Source organism: Streptomyces prunicolor NBRC 13075, from assembly GCF_000367365.1.
Lineage (GTDB): Bacteria > Actinomycetota > Actinomycetes > Streptomycetales > Streptomycetaceae > Streptomyces > Streptomyces prunicolor.
In genome coordinates, this window is the sequence record NZ_BARF01000084.1 from 1 (window position 1) to 15829 (window position 15829).

The 15829-nt window shown below is 70.7% G+C and carries 12 protein-coding genes, 1 tRNA gene and 1 riboswitch; of the genes, 6 read left to right on the forward strand and 7 right to left on the reverse strand.

Going from position 1 to position 15829, the window contains the following annotated elements; all coding sequences use genetic code 11:
- Nucleotides 1-56: 56 nt before the first annotated feature.
- Nucleotides 57-2135, reverse strand: coding sequence for an asparagine synthase-related protein (locus tag SPR02S_RS34660; RefSeq protein ID WP_019061618.1), 2079 nt, complete (start codon nucleotides 2133-2135; stop codon nucleotides 57-59).
- A gap of 671 nt (nucleotides 2136-2806) precedes the next feature.
- Here SPR02S_RS34660 and SPR02S_RS34665 point away from each other — a divergent pair.
- The 4 genes from SPR02S_RS34665 to SPR02S_RS34680 all read left to right on the forward strand — a co-directional run bounded on the left by SPR02S_RS34665 (nucleotide 2807) and on the right by SPR02S_RS34680 (nucleotide 7942).
- Nucleotides 2807-4231, forward strand: a complete 1425-nt coding sequence (locus tag SPR02S_RS34665; RefSeq protein WP_026151123.1) for an NsdA family TPR-like regulatory protein — start codon at nucleotides 2807-2809, stop codon at nucleotides 4229-4231.
- A gap of 156 nt (nucleotides 4232-4387) precedes the next feature.
- Nucleotides 4388-5635, forward strand: a complete 1248-nt coding sequence (gene lhgD, locus SPR02S_RS34670; protein ID WP_019061620.1) for an L-2-hydroxyglutarate dehydrogenase — start codon at nucleotides 4388-4390, stop codon at nucleotides 5633-5635.
- A gap of 128 nt (nucleotides 5636-5763) precedes the next feature.
- Complete coding sequence (gene trmB, locus SPR02S_RS34675; RefSeq protein ID WP_078623094.1) at nucleotides 5764-6585, forward strand: tRNA (guanosine(46)-N7)-methyltransferase TrmB; 822 nt, start codon at nucleotides 5764-5766, stop codon at nucleotides 6583-6585.
- A 49-nt stretch (nucleotides 6586-6634) separates the two neighbouring features.
- Entirely contained in the window at nucleotides 6635-7942 is a 1308-nt protein-coding gene (locus SPR02S_RS34680; RefSeq protein WP_026151125.1) for a PrsW family intramembrane metalloprotease, read from the forward strand.
- Nucleotides 7943-7990: 48 nt separating this feature from the next.
- Here the strand turns inward: SPR02S_RS34680 and SPR02S_RS34685 are convergent, their stop codons facing one another.
- The 6 genes from SPR02S_RS34685 to SPR02S_RS34710 all read right to left on the reverse strand — a co-directional run bounded on the left by SPR02S_RS34685 (nucleotide 7991) and on the right by SPR02S_RS34710 (nucleotide 14390).
- Nucleotides 7991-8935 (reverse strand): aldo/keto reductase, encoded by a 945-nt coding sequence (locus tag SPR02S_RS34685; RefSeq protein ID WP_019061623.1) that lies wholly within the window; start codon nucleotides 8933-8935, stop codon nucleotides 7991-7993.
- Nucleotides 8936-9021: 86 nt separating this feature from the next.
- The gene (locus SPR02S_RS34690) at nucleotides 9022-10029 is read right to left on the reverse strand and encodes a M23 family metallopeptidase (RefSeq protein ID WP_019061624.1); all 1008 of its coding nucleotides are present in this window, start codon (nucleotides 10027-10029) and stop codon (nucleotides 9022-9024) included.
- An 11-nt stretch (nucleotides 10030-10040) separates the two neighbouring features.
- Nucleotides 10041-10197: riboswitch (cyclic di-AMP (ydaO/yuaA leader) on the reverse strand.
- A 234-nt stretch (nucleotides 10198-10431) separates the two neighbouring features.
- Nucleotides 10432-11589 (reverse strand): PP2C family protein-serine/threonine phosphatase, encoded by a 1158-nt coding sequence (locus tag SPR02S_RS34695; protein WP_158697929.1) that lies wholly within the window; start codon nucleotides 11587-11589, stop codon nucleotides 10432-10434.
- A gap of 128 nt (nucleotides 11590-11717) precedes the next feature.
- Nucleotides 11718-11791 (reverse strand) — tRNA-Met (locus SPR02S_RS34700).
- A gap of 52 nt (nucleotides 11792-11843) precedes the next feature.
- Nucleotides 11844-13067 carry an alginate lyase family protein gene (locus tag SPR02S_RS34705; protein WP_026151126.1) on the reverse strand — a complete coding sequence of 408 codons (1224 nt, stop codon included), beginning with the start codon at nucleotides 13065-13067 and terminating at the stop codon, nucleotides 11844-11846.
- 183 nt (nucleotides 13068-13250) lie between these two features.
- Nucleotides 13251-14390 (reverse strand): dihydrofolate reductase family protein, encoded by a 1140-nt coding sequence (locus SPR02S_RS34710; RefSeq protein ID WP_019061627.1) that lies wholly within the window; start codon nucleotides 14388-14390, stop codon nucleotides 13251-13253.
- Nucleotides 14391-14481: 91 nt separating this feature from the next.
- On the opposite strand from SPR02S_RS34710, the gene SPR02S_RS34715 reads away from it, so the two are divergent.
- Entirely contained in the window at nucleotides 14482-14997 is a 516-nt protein-coding gene (locus SPR02S_RS34715; RefSeq protein WP_019061628.1) for a MarR family winged helix-turn-helix transcriptional regulator, read from the forward strand.
- Nucleotides 14998-15147: 150 nt separating this feature from the next.
- Complete coding sequence (locus tag SPR02S_RS34720; protein WP_019061629.1) at nucleotides 15148-15789, forward strand: GTP cyclohydrolase II; 642 nt, start codon at nucleotides 15148-15150, stop codon at nucleotides 15787-15789.
- Nucleotides 15790-15829 lie beyond the last annotated feature (40 nt).

The following is a 15829-nucleotide window of genomic DNA, read 5'->3' on the forward strand; positions in this document are numbered from 1 at the left end:
ATACAGCCCCGCGCCCCTTTGGGGCGCTCAGCGCGCCCCACTCACACCACCCCCGCTCACCCGCCGGAGGCCAACGCCCCCCGTTGCGGCCTGATCCCCTCCGGCACCGCACGCGCGCGTGCAGGCGTCCCTGTCCAGCAAGTCCCCCGGCGGGCCAGCAACCGGCCCAGCCACAGTTCCAGGGACACCAGGTCCGCGAGGCCGTCCAACGGCAACGGCTCCCCCTGGGCCGCCGCGCGCAGCGCCTTGCGGACCACGCGCGCCTCCACCAGACCCGCCTGCGCGAGCAGCGGCGTGGCGAACAGGTCCATCAAGGGGTCCGCGGCGACCCGTAGGCCCTTGCGGGCCGCGGCTGCCGCCGAGGCGTGGGAGGGGGCGCCCCAGCCGGGCGGGAGGTCGCCTACGCCTGCGCCCTCCAGGACCGTGCGGAGGATGGCCGCGCGGGCGCCCGGCTGGACCCGTAGCGCCTCGGGGAGGGAGCGGCAGGCGCGGACCACCTGGTTGTCGAGGAAGGGGGTGTGCAGGCGCTGGGAGCGGATCTCGGCGGCTTGCTCCAGGACGCGGAGGTCGTTGGCGTGGCGGGCCAGGGCCGCTCGCGCGCGGAAGTCGCCGGGGCGCTGGCCGGGGCCGCTGCCCTGGCGGCTGGGGGCGCTCTGCAGGCGAACCGATACTTCAGCCAGTGCCTCGCCGGTCAGCCAGCGCGCGGCGGGGCCGGGTCTGGCCCAGGTGAGGGCGGCGAGGGAGGCACCGACGGCGCCTCCGGGCTCGTCGAAGCGCTGGTTCATCAACCGGTCGGCGAGGACTTCGAGCCCCGCGCCGTAGGGCGTACGGGCGAGACGGCGGGCCGCGCCGTAGACGCGCCCCGGGACCATCACCGAACCGTCCGCCTTCGCCAACGCGGCCACCGGGCGCACCAGATGGCGCCGTTTGCGGTCCATCAGGAGGTCGGCGAGGCGGGCCGGGTGGGCGTCCAGGACCTGGCGGGCGCCGTAGCCGGTGAAGTGGTCGGCGCTGCCCGCGGCGAGGCGGGCGCGGTGGCGGGCGGCGGTGATCAGGGAGGGGCCGGGTTCGTCGGTGAGGGGGCCGTCGAGTTCGGCGTACGGCAGGACGTCCTCGTTGCCGGTGACCACTACGTGGTGCAGACGCGGGTTGGCCGCGAGGGTGCCCGCGCGCTCCACCTCGGACTCGCGCCCGGGGACGGCGAGATCGTTGAACGTGACGGCCAGGAGGCGCTCACCCGCGCCGGTGCCGTGCCCGAGGACCGTGCCCGGTGCTCCCGGCAGGCCTGCGGCGAGCAGGGCCAGCGTCCCGGAGGCGGGTCCCCCGGAGAGGTCGGCCCCGATCCCGGGAACGGGCATCCCGCGCGCGGCACGCCGTTCTGCGGGCCCCATGCCGGGGACGGGCCCCGGGTCTATGTCGGGCACGTGGCGGGGAGCGGAGAGACGCGCACGCACGGCGTCGACGAGCGCGTCCCGTACGGCGTCCACCGCGCTGTCGGGGTCGACGGCCGCCGCCGCGACGGCGAGGGAGGCCACCGGCTCGTACCCGGCGATCTCACGCGCCCCGGCGCGCAGCACCAGCGCATGCCCCGGCGGAATGCGCCGTACCCCGTCGTACGGCGTCGAGTCGTGCAGCGCGGCGGGGACGTCCGGGGCGGCGAGGAGCGCGGCGAGGTGCCCGAAGTCGAGGTTGGCCTCGATGAGGTCGGCGAGCGGGAGCGCGGCCGTGGAGTAGGCCGTACCGCCGGCCCAGGGGGTGTAGAACACCGGCTTGGCGCCCGCGAGATCACCGCAGACCATGGTGCGGCGGCCGACCTTGACGACCGCCGTGTAACTGCCGGACCAGGCCGTCAGATGCCTAAGTGCCCCTCCGCGCGCGGAGAACAGGCTCAGGCGCAGCTCCTCGTCGGAGGCGCCGCACGTACCGAGGACCGCGATCCGGGTCTCGGCGTCGACCTTCACGACGCGCACCTCGTCGGGCCGCCAGTCGCCGACCGCCCAGAGCGGATCCGGGTCGCCCCACAGGAGTTGGGACCCCACCGGGTGCACCGTCTCACCGTCGAGTCCCGTCGCCCCCGCGGAACCGATCGCGGCGGCTCCAGCGGCGGTACTGCTCCATCCCACCAACCACCGCATCGACGCCTCCACAGGCTGTGGACAACCAGTGCACCGCACGAACTGGGCACCATGCTGCCATGAAGGACGCCTTCCGGAGGGCCGGAGAAGCCGCTTGAGATCGCGTGAAGACGCCCTGGACGAGGGACAACCGGACAACCATGACCCTACGTCCGCGACGCGAATGCGCCCCCGATACGCTCCCCCAAAACACCTAACGCGCCCTCAACTCCCGTGGTAGGAGCGGTATTCGACGCCGAGAGGCGGGGGCGATTTTCGGCCAAATCGGCTTTACGGGCACAGGCTCGCGCACGCTCCGTACATGCTGTGCGCACCGCTTCGCACCGCGCACAGTCCGGGAGGCGGAGTACGCCTCCCGGACCGGTCCGCCGCCCGCGGGGATGTAGGCGGCGGTGTCCCCCAGCCCACTGGATCCAGTACAGCGGGCCGACCCACGCACTATCTATCGAAGCGCTCCCGCGATGGCCGGAGAAGAGCGCACACACGGGCGCACGGCCACACGACGGGGGCACGTCGCAACCCTGCGTGCAAACCCCGCACTCGCGTACGGACCACAATCCCGCCAACCGGAACAATGCCCCTTAACGCTTGGGATGCGGCGAACTACGCTGGGTTTACGAATGCCGGGTGGTTATGCCAGCACGGCAGCCGTCTGTGTCGAGGGGTGGCGCATGTCCAGGGAGCAACGCGGGCCGAACGAAAAACTCGGCACCGTTCTCGCCCTCGCGGGAATCAGCAACGCAGGACTCGCGCGTCGCGTCAACGATCTTGGCGCTCAACGCGGGTTGACACTTCGCTACGACAAGACGTCGGTGGCGCGCTGGGTGTCGAAGGGAATGGTGCCCCAGGGCGCCGCCCCGCACCTCATCGCGGCCGCCATCGGCCAGAAGCTCGGCCGCCCGGTGCCGCTCCACGAGATCGGCCTGGCGGACGCGGATCCCGCACCGGAGGTGGGCCTCGCCTTCCCCAGGGACGTCGGCCAAGCCGTGCGTTCCGCAACGGAGTTGTACCGGCTCGACCTCGCCGGCCGCCGGGCCGGCTCCGGCGGCATCTGGCAGTCCCTCGCGGGCTCGTTCGCAGTCAGCGCATACGCAACGCCCGCCTCACGCTGGCTGATAACCCCGGCCGACAGTTCGGTGGCCCGGGAGGCGAACTCCGCGGAGAGCTCCGGGACACCGCTCAAAGTCGGCCACAGCGATGTGCAGAAGCTGCGGGAGGCCGCGGAGGACGCGAGGCGCTGGGACTCCAAGTACGGGGGCGGCGACTGGCGTTCGTCGATGGTGCCCGAGTGTCTCCGGGTGGAGGCGGCACCACTGCTGCTCGGCTCGTACTCCGACGAGGTCGGCAGAGCGCTGTTCGGCGCGAGTGCCGAACTCACCCGGCTCGCCGGGTGGATGGCCTTCGACACCGGGCAACAGGAGGCGGCGCAGCGGTACTACATCCAGGCGTTGCGCCTCGCCCGCGCGGCGGCGGATGTGCCGTTGGGGGGCTATGTTCTCGCCTCGATGTCGTTGCAGGCGACCTATCGGGGCTTCGGTGACGAAGGTGTCGACCTCGCGCAGGCGGCCCTGGAGCGCAATCGGGGGCTTGCTACGGCCCGGACGATGAGCTTCTTCCGGCTTGTCGAGGCGCGGTCCCATGCGAAGGCGGGGGACGCGCAGGCGGCCGGGGCGGCGCTGAAGGCTGCCGAGGGGTGGCTTGAGCGGTCCCGGGAGGGCGACAACGATCCGTCGTGGCTCGGGTTCTACGGATACGACCGGTTCGCGGCCGACGCTGCCGAGTGCTACCGGGACTTGAAGGCGCCGCGGCAGGTTCGGCGGTTCACCGAGCAGGCGTTGTCGAAGCCGACGGAGGAGTTTGTGCGGTCGCACGGGCTTCGGCTGGTCGTCTCTGCGGTGGCCGAGCTTGAGTCGGGGAACCTTGATGCGGCGTGCGAGCAAGGGGTTCGGGCGGTGGAGGTCGCCGGGCGTATCTCGTCTGCCCGTACGACGGAGTATGTGAAGGATCTTCTGCATCGGCTGGAGCCGTATGGGGATGAGCCGCGGGTTGTTGAGCTGCGGGAGCGGGCTCGGCCGTTGTTGATGGCGCCCGCCTAAGGGTCTGCCGGGCTTGTGCCGTCTTGCGTGTGCGGGTGCGCTGTGGCTGGTCGCGCCCACGCGGCGGAGCCGCATATCGATACAGCCCCGCGCCCCTTAGGGGGTTCTGCCCTCCCGGCGTTTGAAGTGACTGTCAGTGGTGCAGTGCACTATCGGATGCGGGAGGTGGTGCACGTGCGAGCGGTTGGCTACGACTGTGACGTGCTGGTGGTCGGGGGCGGGATCGTCGGGCTGTCGACCGCGTACGCGATCAGCCGTGCCGCGCCCGGCACTCGTGTCACCGTGCTGGAGAAGGAATCAGGTCCCGCTCGGCATCAGACGGGGCGCAACAGCGGAGTCATCCACAGCGGGATCTACTACCGGCCGGGGTCGTTGAAGGCGCGGTATGCCGTGGGTGGGGCTGCCGAGATGGTCAAGTTCTGTGCGGAGTACGGGGTTTCGCATGCCGTCACCGGGAAGCTGATCGTCGCCACCGAGCGCGCCGAGCTGCCTCGCCTGCACGCGCTCGTGCAGCGCGGGCGGGAGAACGGTATTCCGGTACGGGAGCTGGGCGCCGCGCAGATCGCGGAGTACGAGCCGGAGGTGCGCGGCCTCGCCGCCATACACGTCGGGACTACCGGGATCTGCGACTACGTGGGGGTCGCCCGGCAGCTGGCCGAGGCCTCCGGCGCCGAGATCCGCTACGGCGCGCGCGTCGCCCACATCGACCGGCGCCCGGAACGCGGGGTCGCCGTCCGCACGGTGACCGCGACCGGCGGTGACGTGGTCCGCGCCCGCGTGCTGGTGAACTGCGCCGGCCTGCACTGCGACGAGGTGGCCCGGCTCACCGGCGACGACCCGGAGATGCGGATCGTGCCGTTTCGCGGCGAGTACTACACCCTCACCCGGCCCGAACTGGTCCGGGGCCTGGTGTACCCGGTCCCCGACCCGGCGTTCCCGTTCCTCGGCGTCCACCTCACGCGCGGCATCGACGGCAGCGTGCACCTCGGGCCGAACGCGGTACCGGCCCTGGCCCGCGAGGGCTACGACTGGGGGGTCGTACGCCCCCAGGAGATCGCCGCGACAGCAACCTGGCCCGGCACCTGGCACATGGCCCGACAGCACTGGCGCTACGGGGTGGGGGAACTCCGGCGGTCCATCTCCAAGAGCGCGTTCACAGGAGCCGTACAACGCCTCCTCCCAGCGGTGACCCCGGACGACCTGATCCCCTCACCGGCCGGGGTGCGGGCGCAGGCGGTACTACGGGACGGCACCCTGGTAGACGACTTCCTGATCAAGGAGGGCCCGCGGGCCGTGCATGTGCTGAACGCCCCCAGCCCAGCGGCAACCGCTTCGCTCCCGATCGGCAGAGAGGTAGCAAGACGAGCCTTGGCAGCACTACCCCGGGAACTACAACCCCGCTAAAGGGGCGCGGGGCTGTATCGATATGCGGTTCCGCCGCGTGGGCGCGACCAGCCACAGCAGACCCGCACTCGCAAGACAACACCAGCCAGGCAGACGCTCAGACGCACGCCCAGTAAAATCAACCCATTGTGTCTGACTCCCCCAACACCCCCGCCGAGCCCGCGCAGCGCATCCGCGCCAAGGGCGAACCCCGTTTCCCCGACGGGCCCAAGCCGGACCCCGCCGGTTCCCACTTCGAGCGGCGCATCCGGAGTTTCCAACCCCGCAGGAGCCGAGTAACCGCAGGCCAAGGGGACGCGCTAGCGCGGTTGTGGCCCAAGTGGGGCCTGGACATCGACGGCCAACGGAACCTCGACCTCCCCGAGCTGTTCGGGAACGACAACCCGGTGGTGTTGGAGATCGGCTTCGGAATGGGTGAGGCGACCGTACAGATGGCCGCCGCGGCCCCGGAAACGAACATCCTCGCCGCCGACGTACACACCCCGGGCCAGGGCAACCTCCTGGGCCTCGCCGACCACCACGGCCTCTCCAACATCCGCGTCGCCAACGGGGACGCCATCATCCTGCTCCGCGAGATGCTCGCCCCGGACTCGCTCGACGGACTGCGCGTGTACTTCCCGGACCCCTGGCCCAAGAAGCGGCACCACAAACGCCGCCTGATCCAACCGGAGTTCCTCACCCTCGCCACGACCCGCCTCAAGCCCGGAGCGACCCTGCACTGCGCGACGGACTGGGAGCCGTACGCGGAGCAGATGCTCGAAGTGCTGGACGCGCATCCGGAATTCGAGAACAGCCAACCTGAGGGCGGTTTTGCGCCCCGTCCGGAGTTCCGCCCGCTGACCCGTTTCGAGGGCCAGGGACTGGACAAGGGTCATGTCGTGAACGATCTGCTCTTCCGTCGCGTACCCCACGACGACCAGACGACGACCAGCACTGACGACCAGCGCTGACGCCAGGCTCCCTCGCGGGCCGTGCCCTTACCTCGTTAGGGTCGATGCCGTGGCCACGTTTCCGCTCCACCCCCCGCACCCCGGCCACCCCGCCGGTGGTGTGCCCGGGCACGGGCCGCGGGAGCGGTGGTGGCAGCGGAAGTGGGTCCGCTACGGCGGGCTGATCGCCCTGCTCACGCTCTCCGGGCTCGTCATCCTCGCGCTGGTGCGCCAACAGACCGGTACGGAAGGGTTCTTGGTCGGGCTCGGGCTCGCCGTACTACCGGTGCCGCTGCTCGTCGCCGCGTTTCGCTGGCTGGACCGCGTCGACCCCGGGCCCTGGCGGAACCTGCTCTTCTCCTTCGCCTGGGGCGCCTGCGCCGCTGCCCTCATAGCGATCGTCGCCAACAGCTTCGCGACCAGATGGATAGCGACGACCACCGCTGATCCGACCAGCGCGGACACCCTCGGCGCGACCGTCATAGCGCCGATCGTCGAGGAGTCGGCGAAAGCCGCGGCCGTACTCCTCGTCTTCCTCTTCCGCAGACGGGACTTCACCGGGATCGTCGACGGGGTGGTGATCGCCGGGGTCACCGCCACCGGCTTCGCGTTCACCGAGAACATCCTCTACCTCGGCACCGCCTTCGGCACCGACCAGCTCACCGGCGACCGCGGCTTCACCTCCGTCACCGCGGCGACCTTCTTCGTGCGCATCGTCATGTCCCCGTTCGCGCACCCCCTGTTCACCGTCCTCACCGGCATCGGCTTCGGCATCGCCGCGCTCTCCCCCGACCGCCACCACATCCGCCGCGTCCTGGTCCCGCTGACCGGTCTGCTCCTCGCGATGGGCATGCACGCGATCTGGAACGGCTCCTCGACCTTCGGTCAGTACGGCTTCTTCGAGGTCTACGGCCTCTTCATGGTCCCCATGTTCGGCCTGCTGACCTGGCTCGCGGTCTGGACCCGGCAACGTGAACTGCGCACCGTGCGCGAGGAGTTGCCCGTCTACGTCTACGCGGGCTGGCTGACCCCGGCCGAACCGTTCGTGCTCGGCTCGATGAAGGCACGGCGGCTGGCCCGCGACTACGCCCGCCATCACCTCGGCAGACCGGCGGGCCGCTCGGTCGCCCAGTACGAGGCCTGTGCGACCGCCCTGGCGTTCCTGCGGCACCGGGCCGGGCGGGGCCGCACCGGCGCCGATTTCGTCGTACGGGAAAGGGAGTTGCTGCACGAGCTGTGGCTGCGGCGGGAGGTGGCGCGGCCCGCGCTGGACTTCGCGGCGCGGCGGACGGCGCCGCCGGTACCGGTGGTGGTGCCGCCGTGGCCGCCGGTGTACGGGTCGTACGGGACTCCCCTGTACAACCCGTACCGGTCCTGACGGCCACCTTGGCGACCCGTACGACCCGTAAGCCGACCCCTACGACCCTTAGGCCGACGCCTGCGTGAGGCGGGCGATCTCCGCGTCCGTCAGCTCCAGTTCGGCCACGCCCAGCAGCGCGGGGAGTTGCTCCACCGAGCGGGCCGACGCGATCGGGGCCGCGACCGTGGGCTGGGCGGCGAGCCAGGCGAGGGCCACCGTGGCGACCGGGGCGTCGTGGGCCTGGGCGACCTCGTCCAGGGCGGTCAGCACCTGCTGGCCGCGCTCGGTGGCCAGGTGCTTCTCGGCGCCCTTGGCACGGGGGCTGTCGACGGTCGTACCGGGGCGGTACTTGCCGGTGAGGAAGCCGGCGGCCAGCGCGAAGTACGGGACCGCGGCCAGGCCCTCCTGCGCGGCGAGCTCGCTCAGCTCGCCCTCGTAGGTGTCGCGCGAGACGAGGTTGTAGTGGGGCTGGAGGGCGACATAGCGCGCCAGGCCCTCGCGGTCGGAGAGGTCGAGGGAGGCCCGCAGGCGCTCGGGGGTGATGTTGGAGGCGGCGATGTGCCGCACCTTGCCCGCCCTCACCAGCTCGTCCAGCGCGCCGATGATCTCCTCGACCGGCACCTCGACCTTGTCGAAGTGCGTGTAGTAGAGGTCGATGTGGTCGGTGTCCAGGCGGCGCAGCGAGGCGTCCGCGGCGGCCTTGATGTTGGCGGCGGACAGGCCCGGGAAGTCGGGGTGCTGGCTGACCTTGGTGGCGATGACGACGTCGGAGCGGTTGCCGCGGGCCTTGACCCACTTGCCGATGATGGTCTCGGACTCGCCGCCCTGGTTTCCCGGCGCGAACGCCGAGTACGAGTCGGCGGTGTCGACGAAGTTGCCGCCCGCCGCCGCGTACGCGTCGAGCACGGCGAAGGAGGTCGCCTCGTCGGCGGTCCAGCCGAAGACGTTGCCGCCGAGGGAGAGCGGGAAGACCTCGAGGTCCGAGCGGCCCAGCTTGCGAAGAGAAGTCATGTCCGACGTCAACGCCCGCACCGGAACCGGATATTCCGGCACAGTACGGGCGGACGGGATCGACTCAGGGTCTGCTCAGGGCCTGCTCAGGGGTTGAGGCCCTTGCTGCGCAGCCAGGGCGCCGGGTCGCTCGCGGTGGCGGCGCCGTTGATGTGCACCTCCAGGTGGAGGTGCGGTCCGGTCACGTTGCCGGTCGCGCCCACGCGGCCGATGACCTCGCCGGTGGAGACCTTCTGCCCGACGCTGACGTTGATCGAGGACTGGTGGCAGAACCACAGCTCGGTGCCGTCATCGAGGGTGAGGATCGTGCGGTACCCGTAGGACCCGGCCCAGCCCGCCTCGGTGACCGTGCCACTGTGGATGGCCTTGATCAGCGTGCCGGTGGGCGCGGCGAAGTCGAGGCCGGTGTGGTACCCGGAGGACCACATCGAGCCGGCCTGGCCGAAGGTGCCGGTGATCGTGTACGAGCCGACCGGCAGCGTGTACTGCTTGGCCAGCGCGGCGAGCTTCGCGGCCTCGGCCTTCTTCTTGGCGGCGGCCTCCGCGGCCTTCTTCGCGTCGGCGGCCTTCTTCGCCGCGTCCTTCTCGGCCTTGGCGGCGGCGTCGTCGACCTGCTTGGCGACGGCGGCCTCGACGGCCGCCTTCGACTTGCCGTCGACCTGGAGCTGCTGCAGCTCGGCCTGCTCCATGATCCGGTTGCGCAGCAGCTCGCCCGCGTCCGAGGCGCCCTTGGAGGTCTCGGTCTTGCTGACGCCGACGCTGCTGAGCGCGGTCGCGGAACCCTTGGGGGTGCTGGCGGAGTCGTCCAGCAGATGACCCACGGAGGGCAGGTCGGGCATGGAGATCGAGACCGGCGGCTTGCCGGTGTTGGCGCTCGCCATACCGCCCGCGCTGACGGCGGCTATGACACCGACGCCCAGGACGGTGGAGCTGCGGGCGAATCCTCCGCCACCACGCTGCTTGGCGACACGGTGCTTGCCGCGGTTGGGAGCAACGGACTCCGCGCTGGGATTCCACTCCTCCCAGGGGCCCTCGTCGGGGCGGTAACCGCCGTAGACGACAGGGGCTTCTGGGGCAGCCTGGTTGGACGCCACGTGGGCGTGCTCCTTTCCTTCCTTCTCGCCTACCGGGTTAGCTGACGGGTTCGGAGCAGGAAGGTCTCCTACGCGCGTAAACCGGCCGTGTTTCCACGGCAGTTGACGAGCGATTCACCCCAAGTGGTGGTTCCCCGGTTCCCTTTCAGGATTCGGCGCGTGCGCACGGAGCCATCTCTAGTGACGGCTGGGACGACCGCGCTGCGTTATCGAACGTTAATAGACACGGGTGCCCGTTTCCAAGCTGTTCGGCTTGATCATTAACCTTTCCTTGCTGGACGAACGGCCCACCACCGGCGAAAAACGGGCGAGTTGGCCAAGTCTCAGAATTCCCACAGGTATTGACGGTGTATCAGTTGTTATGCGGAGGGCGCTCGACCGGTCACGGCCCGTGATATTCGACTATGGGTGCCGTACGGCGATCATCGCCATGTCGTCCGACATCCCGCCCCCGGAGTACCGGCGCACCTCCTTGGCGAGGATGCCGAGCAACGCCCCAGGGGTACGGAAGGTCCGGCCTGCCAGCCGCTCCCCCGGGTCGTAGAAGACGCCGTGCGAGTCGCGGGCCTCGGACAGGCCGTCGGTGTACACGAGGAGGGTGGCCCCGCCCGGGAACGCGAACTCCTCGGCGCGGTCGGGCCAGACCCCCAACTCGCCCATCCCCAGGGGCAGTGCGGGCTCCTTGACCTGCAACGTGCGTACGGTGCCGTCCTCGTGCAGGAGCAGCGGCGGCGGGTGTCCCCGGTCGACGATCCGTACGACGCCGTCGCCGTGCGGGAGTTCGGCGAGGACGGCCGTGGTGAAGCCCTCGAACGCGTCGAGCCCGTCGCGCCGGGTGCCCTCGCGGGCCAGCGCCCGCTCCAGCCGCTGCGCGACCGCCTCCAGGGTGGCCTCCTGCTCGGCGGCCTCCCGGAACGCTCCGATGACCACGGCGACGGCGGCGACCGCGCCCATGCCCTTGCCGCGCACGTCGCCGACGACCAGCCGTACGCCGTGCGGGGTGTCCTGCACCGCGTACAGGTCGCCGCCGATGAACGCGCCCTCCTGCGCCGCCTCGTACCGTGCCGCGATCTCGAACCCGCCGATCCGCTCGGCCGGTTCGGGCAGTACGGCCCGCTGGGCGGCCTCGGCGATCTCGCGCACGGAGGCGAGCTGTTCGCTGCTGCGGCGGACCAGGACGTTGATGAGGACGGCCAGGACGGCGACCGTCGCGACAGTGGCCGCCTCGGTGATCGCGTCGGTGTGGAGGACGATGCCGAGCTTGAGGTGGATCACGAGGACGACGGCGACGGAGACCAGGCCGGTGAGCACGGTGCCGCGCCGGGAGTAGAGCGGGGCGGCGACCAGCGGAGCGGCGGTGAAGAACGGGGCCGCGGTGAAGTCCTGCGGGGTGAGGTAGTCGTAGAACGCCCCGACGATCAGCAGCAGTGCGGGGAGTCGGCGGACGACGGCGCGGGCGTACGAGATCCGCCGGCCCTCGCCCTCGGGGTGGGGTGCCGGGTCGGCGCCGAGGCCGGGGTCGGGCGTGGGATCGCCGGGGAGGCGCCCGCCGGCTCGCACGTACGGACCCTCCTCCTCCACGCGTCCAGTTTTTCCCGGTGGGAGGAGTGCGGCGAGCGGGGTGGGCCGACAGGGGGAGAAACACCAAGGGCCGGAACCCATTTCTGGATTCCGGCCCTTGGCCTTAGTAGCGGGGACAGGATTTGAACCTGCGACCTCTGGGTTATGAGCCCAGCGAGCTACCGAGCTGCTCCACCCCGCGCCGTTGTGATTGCAACTATACGCCATCCGCGGGGTCCGAAGTCACACAGGTTTCAGTCGGCGGTGTTCCCGGCGTGCGTGAGGGTCTCCCAGGAGACGAAGAGGTCGTCGCTGCCGGCCGGGCGGGTGGACTCGGCGAGCTTGTGCGCGGCGGGCACCTTCACGCCGAGCCGGCCCTCCAGGTGGTTGACGGCGACCTCCAGGTCGGGACCCATGTTCCGGTCGACCTTGCCGCCGCACAGCCAGGCGGGCGCGGGCTCGCCGAGCTGGTAGCGGGCGTGGAATTCGAGGGCCGCCCTGAGCCGGTCCTTGACGCCGTCGTAGAGGTCGACGCCCTGGTGCCAGGCGGTCTCGGCGATGTGCGCGGTGGCGGCCAGTGAGTACCCGACGTGCTTGAAGTTTCGGCACGTCTCCTGGGCGACGCCGTCCTTGAAGGTCGTCTGCTTGAACCAATACGTCGTCAGCTTCTGCGGCGTGGTGAGCTTCGAACCCACCGGGGTCAGCGGCACCTTGCCGTCCTTGGCGAGGTAGAAGTAGGCGGGCACGCGGTCGCGGAAGCGCTTGACGGCGGCGTCGAAGGCCTTGTGGTCGTCGAGGAACACGGCGATGCCGATCGCCGCGTCCGTCATCGCGAGATCCCAGTTGCCGTTGTAGTCCGGGAGGTCCTTGGTGACTTCCGGCTCGTAGGCGGTACGCAGCATCGTCCCGAACCGCTTGACCCGGTCCGCCGGCCACCCCGCGCCGGGCGCGTACCGCACGATCTCCGCCGCCCGCACCCAGGTCGAACCGGCCCACGCGGTCTGCAGTCCGGCGTCGTCGGAGGTGTGCTCCTTCATCTTCGCCGACCAGTCGTCCATGATCTCCCGCGCCTTGAGCGCGTGATGCTGCTTCCCGGTGATGCTGAACAGCAGCGCCTGCGTGTACGCCGCGATCGCGTCCTCGCGCTCCTCGACACAGCCGTGTGCGGCCTTGCCGTTCCAGGGGCAGTCGACGTCCGCGGACGGCTTCGCCGTGTACTTGTACGACCCGTACTTGCTGTCCCGCATCCCGAAGTACGCCTTCAGCCAGGGCTGTTTGCCGGCGGCGACGTTCTTCCGTACGGCGTCCAGCTGGGCCTTGCTGACGAGTACCCCGGGGTGCGTGAACGCGGCGTCCGCGGGGAGTGCCCGGGCCATGGTGCGCGTGCCGGTGTCCGCCGTTCCGCACGAGGCGAGTAGTCCTACGGCTACGGACGCGCCCAGCAAGGTGATGGCGTGCCGCCGGCCCACTGCCCTCATGTGTCCTACCTCCGCGTTGTCCACACCGGTTCTTTGTGAGCGTGACGTGGGGGGCGGTTTGGCGCAGGATTTGATGGGCCGATTGGTCGTGGTGGGCGGGCGTCTTCCGGGGGCTCCGCCCCCAGACCCCCGATCGGCCCTGAAGGGGCCTCGTCCTCAAACGCCGGACGGGCTGACTCTTGCTCAGCCTGTTAGATGGCGGTTCGGTGCCTTCGCTCGCTCCTCGTACTCCGGGAGTACGACCACGGTCACCCCCCGCGCGGCCAGCGCCCCGCTGCCGTCCGCCCCCTCGACGAACGTGTCCGGCTCGCGCCAAGCGGTCACCACGCGTCGTACGCCCGCGTCGAGGATCAGCTGGGCGCAGGGCTTGGGGCGGGAGGCTCGGTGGGTGCAGGGTTCGAGGCTCGTGTAGACCGTGGCCGCAGGGAGACGCGGGTCCTGCGGGTCGATCTTCGCCAGGGCCGCCTCCTCCGCGTGGACCACCGGGTCGCCGGACTCTCGGGAGTGGCCCCGGGACAGCTCCGTGCCGTCGTCCGCCACCACCACCGCGCCGACGCTGAACGCCGTCTCCGAAGGCGGGCAGTCGGCGGCCAGGTCGCAGGCCAGGGCGAGCCAGTGGTGGTCGGCGGCGGAGGGGAGGTCGCCGGTGCCGGGGGCGGTGGGTTCGTAGCGCATGAGGACGACGTCCTCGATGGGGCGGGTCTCGACGAGGCGGAGGCGGCCCGGCTGGTACGTGCCCGGGCCGAAGAGGCGGGGGGCCTTGTCGTCGCCCACGAAGAGGGGGGACAGGACCAGGTGGAGTTCGTCGGCCAGGCCCTGTTGGAGGAGTTGGGTGTGGATCGTGCCGCCGCCCTCGACCATCAGGCGGTCAACTCCCCTTACCGCGTGCAGGTGTTCAAGAAGAGCGCGCCAGTCGAGGTCTGGGCCGAGCGCCACGACGTCCGCCGCGAGGCCCAGTTCGCGTGCTCGCTCCGCGCCCTTGTCCGTCGTATAGACGAGCTTGTCGCCGCCCGTGTGCCAGAAGTTGGCCGTCGGGTCCAGGTCGCCGGAGGCGGTGACCGTGACCTTGAGGGGGTACTCCGGCTTGCCCGCGGCGACTCGACCGGCCCTGCGCTGGGGGGAGTTGACCAGGAGGCGGGGGTTGTCCGCGCGGATCGTGCCGGCGCCGATGAGGATCGCGTCGACCGATGCCCGGACCTCGTCGACGCGGTCGAAGTCGGCCGGGCTGGAGAGGAGCAGCCGGTCGGGGCCGGTGTCGTCGAGGTAGCCGTCGAGGGAGACGGCGGCGGACAACAGGACGTAGGGGACGTACGGGTGGGGCATCGACGCGCTCCCGGTCGTTGCTCGTGGGGATGGCGGGGCTTGGCGGAACGGCGGGCTTGGTTCAAGTTTGAAACAAACCTACACTGGGGGCATGACGACTCGCTGGCTCACCGCCGAGGAGCAGCGCGCCTGGCGCGCGTACATCGCCGCGACGCACCTCCTGGAGGACGCGATCGACCGGCAGCTCCAGCAGGAGGCCGGCATGCCCCACCTGTACTACTCCATCCTCGCCAACCTCTCCGAGGTGCCGGACCGGCGGCTGCGGATGACCGACCTCGCCGAGAAGTCGAAGATCACCCGGAGCCGGCTGACGTACGCCGTGACCCGGCTGGAGAAGGACGGGCTGGTCCGGCGGGAGGGGTGTCCGTCGGACAAGCGCGGCAGCACCGCGATCCTGACCGACGCGGGGATGGACGTCCTGGAGCGTACGGCGCCGGGTCATGTCGAGACCGTACGGGCCGCGATCTTCGACCACCTCACCCCGGAGCAGGTGGGGCAGTTGGAGGAGATCAGCGCGGGGATCGCGCGGGCGCTGGAAGGTGACGGGGGCGAGGTCACCCGGGAGGACCTTCCCTGGCGCCGGCGCTCGTCCTCGCCGTGCACGTGACCCGTGAACGGTGACCCGTGACCCGTCCCACAAATCTGTTGCTTCAAATTTCAAGCATGAGGTAGTCTCCGTGATCGTGGATGTGTTTCAAAACTGAAGCACATCGCTGACGCACATCCGCGTACCTGCCGCCGGACCACGGAGACCCGCATGCCCGACTTCCCCGCCGCCACCCCGCGTGCCCGCGTCCGGGTACCGCTGCGCTTCCACGACGGCTACAGCGTCGACACCGAACTCGTCACCTTCCACGGCCTGACCGACGGCCAGGAACACGTGGCGGTCGTCCTCGGCGACCCCGCCCCCGGCACCACCCCGCTGGTCCGGCTGCACTCCGAGTGCCTGACCGGCGATGTCTTCGGCTCCGCCCGCTGCGACTGCGGACCCCAGCTGCGCGAGGCCGTCGAGCGCATCGCCGAGCGCGGCGGTGTCCTGCTCTACCTGCGCCAGGAGGGCCGGGGCATCGGCCTCTACAACAAGCTCGACGCGTACGCCCTCCAGGACCAGGGGCTCGACACGTACGCCGCGAACACCGCGCTGGGCCTGCCCGAGGACGCCCGTGACTACACGGCCGCCGCGCAGATGCTCACCACCCTCGGGATCAGCTCGCTCGACCTGCTGTCCAACAACCCTGACAAGGCCGACCAGTTGCGCGGGCTCGGCATCGACGTCCACGACCGCGTGCCGACCGGTGTGTTCACCACCCCGCACAACGTCCGGTATCTACGCGCGAAGGTCCTACAGACCCAACACACGCTGCCGCTGGGCCAGTTGACGGAGCTGCACGCGGGCTGACGTGCCTGAGCAGGAGCTGAGCTGGGGCTGAGCCAGGGCT

What these genes read in the sequence shown, in the direction of transcription:
- SPR02S_RS34660 (WP_019061618.1), bottom strand. Translation starts at nt 2,135, where the DNA reads ATGCGGTGGTTGGTGGGATGGAGCAGTACCGCCGCTGGAGCCGCCGCG.
- SPR02S_RS34665 (WP_026151123.1), top strand. Translation starts at nt 2,807, where the DNA reads ATGTCCAGGGAGCAACGCGGGCCGAACGAAAAACTCGGCACCGTTCTC.
- lhgD (WP_019061620.1), top strand. Translation starts at nt 4,388, where the DNA reads ATGCGGGAGGTGGTGCACGTGCGAGCGGTTGGCTACGACTGTGACGTG.
- SPR02S_RS34685 (WP_019061623.1), bottom strand. Translation starts at nt 8,935, where the DNA reads ATGACTTCTCTTCGCAAGCTGGGCCGCTCGGACCTCGAGGTCTTCCCG.
- SPR02S_RS34705 (WP_026151126.1), bottom strand. Translation starts at nt 13,067, where the DNA reads ATGAGGGCAGTGGGCCGGCGGCACGCCATCACCTTGCTGGGCGCGTCC.
- SPR02S_RS34710 (WP_019061627.1), bottom strand. Translation starts at nt 14,390, where the DNA reads ATGCCCCACCCGTACGTCCCCTACGTCCTGTTGTCCGCCGCCGTCTCC.
- SPR02S_RS34715 (WP_019061628.1), top strand. Translation starts at nt 14,482, where the DNA reads ATGACGACTCGCTGGCTCACCGCCGAGGAGCAGCGCGCCTGGCGCGCG.
- SPR02S_RS34720 (WP_019061629.1), top strand. Translation starts at nt 15,148, where the DNA reads ATGCCCGACTTCCCCGCCGCCACCCCGCGTGCCCGCGTCCGGGTACCG.